This is a genomic window from Pseudomonas sp. K5002, from assembly GCF_013386655.1.
Taxonomy (GTDB): domain Bacteria; phylum Pseudomonadota; class Gammaproteobacteria; order Pseudomonadales; family Pseudomonadaceae; genus Aquipseudomonas.
The window spans coordinates 1-1,615 of the sequence record NZ_JACARK010000902.1 but is presented as its reverse complement, the minus strand read 5'-3'; the positions used below and the strand labels follow the sequence as shown (position 1 = coordinate 1,615).

Here is a 1,615-nt window from a genome sequence, read left to right as displayed (position 1 = left end):
AGGGTCGCCGGGTACGCCTCCAGCCGATGGGCCAGCCCGACTTCCGTCAACGCCTGCACCGCACGGGCCTTGGCGTCGGGAACCCGCAGGCCGAGAATCACGTTTTTCCAGGCGCGCTTCCACGGCATCAGGCGCGGCTCCTGGAACACCGCCGCCCGGGCCTTGGGCACGCGCAACTGGCCGCTGTCGATGCTGTCCAGGCCCGCGAGGCTGCGCAGCAAAGTGGTCTTGCCGGACCCGCTGGCGCCCAGCAACGCAACGAACTCCCCCGGGGCGATATCCAGGTCCAGGCCGTCGATGACCCGCTGCTGGCCGAACTGGCGCACCACATTGCGCAACTGCACCGGTGCTGTTGAAGCTTCGAGAATCGACATGTCAGTTCCTCACAAACGATGGGCGCCAGGCCAGGGCAAAACGTTCCAGGGTGCGGATCAAGCCGTCGATCAGCAGGCCCAGCACGCTATAGATCAACAGGCAGATCACGATCACGTCGGTGCGCATGAAGTCCCGCGCATCACTGGCCAGGTAGCCGATACCGGCGGTGGTGTTGATTTGCTCGACAAACACCAGGGCCAGCCAGGAGATGCCCAGGGAATAGCGCAGGCCGACAAAAAACGAAGGCAACGAGCCCGGCAGGATCACGTGCCAGATCAGCTCGCGACGGTTGAGGCCGAGGGTGTTGGCGGCCTCGATCAGTTTGGGGTCGATGTTGCGGATGCCGGCGAACAGGTTGAGGTACACCGGAAAGGTGGTGCCGGTAACGATAAGTGCGATTTTGGTGAACTCGCCGATGCCAAACCAGAGGATGAACAACGGCACCAGTGCCAGGGAAGGAATGGTGCGCAGCATCTGCATCGGTGAGTCGAGGATTACCTCGCCGCGCTTCGACAGGCCGGTGATCAACGCGGCCACCACCCCGATACTCACGCCGATGCTCAAGCCCAGCAGCGCCCGTTGCAGGGACACCAGCAGGTGCTTGCCCAGCTCTCCGGAGACGATCATTGCCCACAGGGTGCCGCCAATCTGAGACGGCGCGGCGATGATCCGTGCCGGGATCAAGCCCAGCTCGGAGGCCAGTTCCCACAGCAACAGCAACACAATCGGGCTGACCAGCCGCAGCAACACATCGGGGGTGCGCCAGTTGCGCAGCCAGCGCGGAATCAAGCGGGATGCAACGCCGGCTTGACCCTCGGCCTTGTCGACGGAAAACGAACTGGCGTTAAGGGACTTTTCAGTCATCGGGCTTCCTTCCTCATCAAGAACACGGCCAGGAGCGCCGCTGCGGTTTCATGCTATTCGCATAAAAAACCTCAGTGAAATTCTATTTGGGAATAACCTAATACGATTAAAATGCGCATTACTGATAACGATATAAAACTATGATTCTGTATTTTTATAATTAGGATAGAACCAATCGGCATTTTACAGGCCCGGGTGCGGCCCCTATTTTCGATAGCAGCTTTATTCCTGCCCTCAACAAGGACTGACCATGAGCATCGAATTTATCGGCTATATCGGCGGCCACCACGCCTCCGAGATCCACCCTCGCAGCGGCCCGACCTTGCAGCCCGACTACGTGGAGACCGTGGCCCGCGCCCACGAAGAGGCCGGCTTC

2 protein-coding genes and 1 pseudogene are annotated in these 1,615 nt (G+C 60.5%); 1 reads left to right on the top strand and 2 read right to left on the bottom strand.

Going from position 1 to position 1,615, the window contains the following annotated elements; genetic code table 11:
* Window positions 1–374, bottom strand: a 374-nt coding sequence (locus HX846_RS30745) for an ATP-binding cassette domain-containing protein (protein WP_178966834.1), incomplete at its 3' end; no start/stop codon positions are given.
* A gap of 1 nt (window position 375) precedes the next feature.
* Window positions 376–1,239 carry an ABC transporter permease gene (locus HX846_RS30740; protein WP_003211316.1) on the bottom strand — a complete coding sequence of 288 codons (864 nt, stop codon included), beginning with the start codon at window positions 1,237–1,239 and terminating at the stop codon, window positions 376–378.
* A 250-nt stretch (window positions 1,240–1,489) separates the two neighbouring features.
* On the opposite strand from HX846_RS30740, the pseudogene HX846_RS30735 reads away from it, so the two are divergent.
* Window positions 1,490–1,615, top strand: a pseudogene (locus HX846_RS30735) (alkanesulfonate monooxygenase); the annotation flags it as partial.